Genomic DNA, 7,372 nt, shown 5'->3' on the forward strand with positions numbered 1-7,372 from the left:
GTGACAGCGGCACGCCGGAGGCGGAGACGACCGGGTCCCGCCCGGTGAGGTCACGGGCGGTGCTCGGCGGCCGACGGGGTGCCTGGGCCGATGACGTCAGCTGTCGGACGTCGTGCGGCGGCTGTCCGGGCCGGGAATCAGCGGAAGAAGTAGTACGAACGCATGGCATCGAGTGTAACGGTGCGCCGGGGGCGGTGCCCAGGGGTTTTCTCCCCGGCCCCGCCCCCGGCGCACGGGGGTGCGGGCTCAGCCGTTCGGCAGGATGACCGCGCGGCCCTTGACCCGGCCGTCGTGCAGCCGCTCGTAGGCGAGGGGGGCCTCGTCGATCGAGTACGTCTCCACGTGGACGTCGACGGCCCCCGCGTGCGCCAGGTCGAGGACCTCGGCGAGCTCCTTGCGCGAGCCCCAGTAGGGGGCGCTGACGTTGGTGCCGTACGGAAGCGTCCCGAAGCCGACGGGCAGCGTGCCGCCGCCGATACCGACGATCGTGACGTCGCCGTCGACCCGGGCGGCGGCGCCGGCGGTCTCGACGGTGGGCGGGGCGCCGACGAAGTCCAGCACGACGTGCGCGCCGAGCCCGCCGGTCAGCTCCCTGACGCGGGCCGCCGCCTTCTCGTCGGAGAGGACGGCCTCGTGTGCGCCGACGGCCCTGGCCAGGTCGAGCTTCTCCTCGCTCACGTCGAGCGCGATGACCCGCGTGGCCGTCATGGCGCGCAGGAGCTGGATCGCGACGTGGCCGAGGCCTCCGGTGCCGATGACGACGGCCGTGGAACCGGGTACGAGCTTGGCCAGCGAGCGCTTGATCGCGTGGTACGGGGTGAGCCCGGCGTCGGTGAGCGACACCGTCTTCACCGGGTCCAGACCGCCGATCGGCACCAGGTGGCGGGGGTCGTCGACGATCATGTACTCGGCCATGGCGCCGGGGGCGCCGAGTCCGGGCGGCATGATGCCGAGCTCCGCGGCGCGCAGGCAGTAGTTCTCCTTACCCTCGGCGCAGTTCACGCAGGTGCCGCAGCCCCAGGGCCCGTACACCGCGACGGAGTCGCCGACGGAGAGGCCGTCCACGCCGTCACCGAGGGCGGCGACCGTGCCGACGCCCTCGTGGCCCAGGGTGAGGGGCAGCGGGAAGGGGATCTGGTCGGCGGACCAGCTCATCACCGCGATGTCCGAGTGGCAGACACCGGCGGCGGTGACCTTCAGCAGGACCTGGCCGGGGCCGGGCTCGGGGTCCGGCACGGTGACGACCTCGGGGGCGGCGCCGACGGCCCGGTACTGAACGGCTTTCATGGGGTCTCCTCGCTTCTTCCTTGCTTCCCTTGTTTCTCTCCGTCGCCCCCGTGTCCCGCATGTCCTTTGTCGCCCCGCGCTCCCCCGCCCGCCACCCGGGCGCCGTCACCGAGCCCGCCGGGGCGTCCACCCGGACGCGGTGCAAGGCCGCGTAGAGCGCCTTATGGGCGACGGCCGGCACATCCGGACGGGTTCGTACGGGACGGCTCAGTCGCGCACGGCCCCCGCGACCGGACGGAGGTGCTCGGCGGCGGCCGTCATCGACCACGGTCTGCCGTCGCCGGGGGCCCGACGCAGGGCGAGCGCGGCGACGTCGTCGCGCCGGACGCCTCCGGTGAACTTCTCCAGGTCGACGTGGAGGGCGTCCAGCAGTTCGCTCGGGCCGTGCCCGGCCCAGCCGCGCAGCCGCTGGTCGAACGGGTAGAAGGCGCGGGCCGAGTCGCGGGCCTCGGTCACCCCGTCGGTGACGACGAGGAGGGTGGCGCCGGGCGGGAAGGCGAACGACTCCGCCGTACGGGTCTCCCGGCTGAGCCCGGCGAGGCCGAGAGGCACATAGGTCCGCTCCAGGGGTACGGCCGAGGCCCGGCCCTCGTGCAGCAGTCGCGGCGGCAGATGGCCGCAGTTCACCGCCTGCACCCGGTCCTCCTCGTCGAACCCGAGGACCAGCGCGGTCACGAAGCGTTCGGCCTCGCCGGTCTGGGCGGAGAAGACGTTGTGCCGGACGACGGCGTCCTCCAGTGCCTGCACCACCCCGGAGAGCGTCGGCTCACGGACCGCCGCCTCACGGAACGCGGCGATGGCGGCGAACCCGGCCCCTATGGCCGCGAGCCCCTTGCCCTGGACGTCCCCGATGATCACACGGGTCCCGTACGGCGACTCGACGACCTCGTAGATGTCGCCGCCGACGAAGCGGTCCTCCTCCATCGGCTCGTAGAGGCCGTACGCGAAGACCTGGTCGGTGACGACGGGCAGGGGGCGCAGGATCTGGCGTTGCAGGGCGACGGCGGCGGAGCGGAGCCGGTCCATCTCGGTGGCGTGCCGTATCCGGGCCGCGCAGGCGGCGACGCCGAGGCCGCAGGCGAGCACGGTGAAGCCGGCGCCGAACACGATGTCCCAGGTGGTGCCGCCCCCGCTGAGCCCGGATCCGACGACGACCACCGTGATCCAGACCGCCACCCATACGGTCTGGCGGAGGCTGCAGAAGACGGAGGCCAGGGCCGGGGCGACCACCAGGAGGGGGATGACGCGGAGGTCCTCGCCCGTGACCACGTCGAGGAGCACGACCAGCGCGCTCAGCAGCGCCAGCACGCCGGCCAGCGCCCAGCTCCCGATCCGGCCCGTGGCCGCCGCGGCGCCCGCGTCCGTACCGGGCAGGCCCGCCGTCCGGTCCCGTGCCGTGCGCCGTTTCCCCAGGGCCACGGCTTGTCCTCCCTCTCCGTGCTCGGTGTCGCCGCTCTTCGGCCGGCCCCTTCCAGTTGACCTCTGTCCGGGCCGCGGCGCACGGGGGCGTAGGGCCCGGGGGCGGTGCCGAAGGTCCCGGGCGGGGCGTTCGTCCCGGGACCTCCGGCCCCCGGTGCGGGTGCCCGAGGCCCCGGCGGAGGCCAAAAGCCCCGCTTCCGGGACCGGGTCACCGCCGTGCGGACCGCCCGGTTCCGTCGGCGGGCGGGAGCGTCACCGGGGCCACGGCGGAGAGGAAATCGGGGTGGGCGCGGAGCCGGAAGCCGAGCGATTCGTAGAGCCGGATCGCCACCGTGTTGGCGGCGGAGGTGTGCAGGAACGGGGTCTCCCCGCGCTCACGGATCCCGTACGCGACCGCCCGGACCAGGCGGCTCGCCAGCCCCTGACCCCGTACGGACTCGTCGGTGCAGACCCCGCTGATCTCGGTCCAGCCCGGCGGGTGCAGCCGCTCCCCCGCCATCGCCACCAGCGCCCCGCCCCGGCGGATGCCCAGATAGGTGCCGAGCTCCACGGTACGCGGGAGGAAGGGCCCTGGGCGGGTGCGCTCCACGAGGGCCAGCATCTCCGGCACGTCCGCCGGGCCGAGCCGTACGGCTTCGGGGGCGGGCTCGGGGACCACCGACTCGTCGACGAGCTGGACGCCGGCGATCCGCTGGACGATCTCCCAGCCCTTCGGCGGCTCCTCCCGCAACGTGTTCAGGCTGATGGCCCCGCCCGGTCCGGCGAACGCCGCGAGATCGGCCCAGTCCCGCGCGTCCGGCGCGTCGGGGTGGGCGGTCCAGGGGGTGACGTCGACGGGGTAGCGCAGGATCCGGCCGCGGCGCTCGGCGAAGTGGGCGTGCGGGCCCGTGAGCGAGGAGAGGACGGGGCGGTCCAGCGGGTGGGGTGTCCCGGGGCCCGCCGCCGGGACGGCGGTGAGGTGCCGTGGCGCGGGGGCGTGGGCGGCGGTGGCCTGACCTGCCACGGGGGCGGTGGCCGGTTGCCGGGGCGCGGGGGCGGCGGTCGGCTGCCGGGTCGCGGGTTCGAGGGTGCTCACGGGCCCACCTCGGCGATCGGATCGGGCCGTTCGGCTGCACCCCGTGCCACCCCTGCGGGGCACTCTTCGTAGGCGTACGGCTTGCGCATGTTCTCCTCGTTCCGGTCCATCGCGCGGTTCCCTCCGGCGGGCACCCCGGTGCCCTGGCGCCGCGCGCCCGCCACCCGCGAAAAGCCGATGCGCGCAGGGCGTATTCCACGCCGGGGAACTGTTCACGATGCCGCAATCAACGGGGGTGTCCGGCAGGCTCAGCGCCCCCGGACGGAGAGATTCCGGAGCACGTGGGGGGCCGGTGTGCGCCCGCTCACCGGAGCGGCGAATTCGACTCATCCGTCGGCCAATACGTGCCGGTCGGGTCCCAACTTCCCGTCGGCTGTGGCAGTCTGGTGGCGACCGCCCCACCGGGCTCCCCCGTACCGGTGGGGCGGTTCTGTGCGCCCCCTGTGGCTCGGCCCCGCCCCATGACGGGGTTTCAGCGGCGAACTCCGCCCGTTTGCGGGCGTTTCCGGCTGCCTTCACCCGCCTTCGACTGTTTCCGGCCAACCCGCGACCGCTGGCCAGATCGGATCCCTTCAGCGCGCATGAGGGCCGGACCGCCGGGCAGGCGAGTAAACCTCATGGCCTACGACCAGGGGAGCGTGAACAGATGACGGCGCACACTGCGCGGACCACCGGCACGGAGCGGCAGACCGGCACGGAGCGGCAGACGGGCACCACGGAGGATCTCCCGTGGATCGAGGAAGCCGGCAAGGTCGCCCCGATGGACGCGCGTCGGCTCTCGCGGCTGTTCTTCGACCGCCTCCAGGTCCTGGAGGAGGGCACGCACGAGTACCAGTACGCGCGCAACACCCTCATAGAGATGAACCTGTCGCTCGTCCGGTTCGCCGCCAACCGCTTCCGCAACCGGGGCAGCGGTGACATGGAGGACATCGTCCAGGTCGGCACGGTCGGGCTGATCAAGGCGATCGACCGCTTCGACCTCTCCCGCGAGGTCGAGTTCACCTCCTTCGCCGTCCCGTACATCGTGGGCGAGATCAAGCGGTTCTTCCGGGACACCAGCTGGGCCGTCCACGTGCCGCGCCGCCTCCAGGAGCTGCGGGTCGACCTCGCCAAGGCGAAGGAGTCCCTCGCGGGCGATCTCGACCGGGACCCCACGGTGCAGGAACTGGCCGAGCACCTGGGGATGGACCAGGCGGAGATAACGGAGGGGATAGTCGCCTCCAACGGCTACACCGCGGGCTCCCTGGACATGCCGACCGACTCCACCGAGGCCGGTCCCCAGAACACCGGCGGGCGGACCTTCGCCGACGTCCTGGGCGAGCCGGACCCCGCCATGGAGACCGTGGAGAACCTGCACACCCTCGCACCGCTGCTGGGCGAACTGGACGAGCGGGAACGCCGGATCATCGACATGCGGTTCGGCCAGGAGCTGACGCAGGCCCAGATCGGCGCCGAGCTCGGGATCTCCCAGATGCACGTCTCCCGGCTGCTGAGCCGGATGCTGGGCAAGCTGCGCAGCGGGATGCTCACACAGGAGTGAGTGCCGCACCCTGACCGATGCATCGGTCAGGCTCTCCCTTTCCCCACGATGCCGTGATGCCACCCCGGCGGAGCTCCCTCTCCTCTGACAGCGAGCTCCTCTGACAGCGAGATTCCGCTCAGCACACCATGCCGGTCGCCGCCCACGCGGCAGTACGAGGCGGCCGGGACGATCCGCTCGAAGCCCGGTGCGCCGGTGCGGACGAGGACACCCGTCGCCGCGCCGCACTCCCGGCGGGCCCCGACCACGCGGGGGCGCGCCGCGTCCGCCGCCCGAAACCTCGCACGCCCCGCACGCACCGCACGCCCCGCACGCCCCGCACCGATGAGCGACGCCGCCGGTCCCGAGGCCCCGGACCGGCCCTTGCGTTGCCGCCGTATTGCAGGTTCGTGGCCAAGCGGGCGACACGCTTCCGGGCCGGTCCGCCGCGTCCTACGGTCCGTAGTCAGCCCGTCGCCACTCCGGGCTTCCGCCGACCGGCGGACGTAGGCCGAACGGCGACCGAACCACGTGCGAGGAAACACATGAGCCAGCCCCTCGACTCCGTCACCGCAGGCCACACCCCCGAGGACGCGAACCGGCAGGAACCCGGGGCGGCCTGGTCGTTCGAGACCAAGCAGATCCACTCCGGAGCCGTCCCGGACCCGACGACCGGGGCCCGCGCGGTGCCGATCTACCAGACGACGTCGTTCGTCTTCCGCGACACCCAGCACGCCGCCGACGTGTTCTCCCTCGCCGAGCCCGGCAACATCTACACCCGCATCCACAACCCCACGCAGGACGTCCTGGAGCAGCGCCTCGCCGCGCTGGAGGGCGGTGTCGCGGCCGTGGCGCTCGCCTCCGGGCAGGCGGCCGAGACCCTGGCTCTCCTGACGCTGGCCGGGGCGGGCGACCACATCGTCTCCTCGCCCTCGCTCTACGGCACCTACAACCTCTTCCGCCACACGCTGCCCCGGTTCGGCATCGAGGTGACGTTCGTCGAGGACCCCGACGACCTGGAGGCCTGGCGGGCCGCGGTCCGCCCCAACACGAAGGCGTTCTTCGCCGAGACCCTCGGCAACCCGCGCGGCGACGTGCTGGACATCCGGGCGGTCGCCGACACCGCGCACGCCGCCGGGATCCCGCTGATCGTGGACAACACCGTGCCGACGCCCTTCCTGCTGCGGCCCATCGAGCACGGCGCCGACATCGTGGTCCACTCCGCGACCAAGTTCCTCGGCGGACACGGCACCACCATCGGCGGGGTCGTCGTGGACGGCGGCACCTTCGACTTCGGCGCGCACGCCGAGCGCTTCCCCGACTTCCACGAGCCCGACCCGAGCTACCACGGGCTGCGCTACTGGCCGGACCTGGGCCCGAGCGCCTTCGCCGTCAAGCTCCGTGTCCAGCTGCTGCGCGACCTGGGCCCCGCCCTCTCGCCGCACTCGGCGTTCCTGCTGCTCCAGGGCGTCGAGACGCTGAGCCTGCGGCTGGAGCGGCACACCTCCAACGCGCTGGAGCTGGCCCGCTGGCTGGAGCGGCGGGACGAGGTGGAGACCGTGCACTACGCGGGTCTCCCGTCGAACCGCTGGTACGAGGCGGGGCAGCGCTATCTGCCCCGGGGCGCCGGGGCGGTGCTGGCCTTCGAACTGAAGGGCGGGGCCGAGGCGGGCAAGCAGTTCGTGGACGCGGTGGGGCTGTTCAGCCACCTCGCCAACATCGGTGACGTGCGGAGTCTGATCATCCACCCGGCCTCCACCACCCACAGCCAGCTGACCGAGGAGCAGCTCGTCGCCACCGGCGCCACGCCGGGCCTGGTGCGGCTCTCGGTCGGCCTGGAGAACGTGGACGACCTCAAGGCCGACCTGGAGGCGGGGTTCCGGGCCGCGAAGGCGGCGTCCTGAACCGTGGCGCCGCGCCCGTCGCACTCCCCCTCCCTCCGGCCTCCGGCGGCCGGAGGGAGGGGGACCCGCCCGGTCGTCGCCGCTGGGCGGCGCGCATTCCCCTCGCACGCCTCCAGCGCGCGCAAGGTCCAGAACTGCTGCGCGGGTATCTCGTGCAGGTGCTGCAAC

Annotated in this window: 5 protein-coding genes; 2 read left to right on the top strand and 3 right to left on the bottom strand. The window is 73.3% G+C overall.

All coding sequences use genetic code 11. From position 1 onward, the window contains the following. Nucleotides 1–246: 246 nt before the first annotated feature. The 3 genes from AB0917_RS22255 to AB0917_RS22265 form a co-directional block, all read right to left on the bottom strand. Complete coding sequence (locus AB0917_RS22255; RefSeq protein WP_366821362.1) at nt 247–1,287, bottom strand: NAD(P)-dependent alcohol dehydrogenase; 1,041 nt, start codon at nt 1,285–1,287, stop codon at nt 247–249. Nucleotides 1,288–1,494: 207 nt separating this feature from the next. Beyond that, nucleotides 1,495–2,706 carry a PP2C family protein-serine/threonine phosphatase gene (locus AB0917_RS22260; RefSeq protein ID WP_366821363.1) on the bottom strand — a complete coding sequence of 404 codons (1,212 nt, stop codon included), beginning with the start codon at nt 2,704–2,706 and terminating at the stop codon, nt 1,495–1,497. A 208-nt stretch (nt 2,707–2,914) separates the two neighbouring features. After that, entirely contained in the window at nt 2,915–3,622 is a 708-nt protein-coding gene (locus tag AB0917_RS22265) for a GNAT family N-acetyltransferase (RefSeq protein WP_366821367.1), read from the bottom strand. Between the two features lie 805 nt (nt 3,623–4,427). Between AB0917_RS22265 and AB0917_RS22270 the strand changes: the two genes are divergently transcribed. Continuing rightward, nucleotides 4,428–5,321: an RNA polymerase sigma factor SigF gene (locus tag AB0917_RS22270; RefSeq protein ID WP_366821364.1), complete on the top strand. Its 894-nt coding sequence runs from the start codon at nt 4,428–4,430 to the stop codon at nt 5,319–5,321. Nucleotides 5,322–5,845: 524 nt separating this feature from the next. Next, nucleotides 5,846–7,204, top strand: a complete 1,359-nt coding sequence (locus AB0917_RS22275) for a bifunctional o-acetylhomoserine/o-acetylserine sulfhydrylase (protein WP_366821365.1) — start codon at nt 5,846–5,848, stop codon at nt 7,202–7,204. Nucleotides 7,205–7,372 lie beyond the last annotated feature (168 nt).

This window comes from Streptomyces sp. NPDC007346 (assembly GCF_040703535.1).
GTDB lineage: Bacteria > Actinomycetota > Actinomycetes > Streptomycetales > Streptomycetaceae > Streptomyces.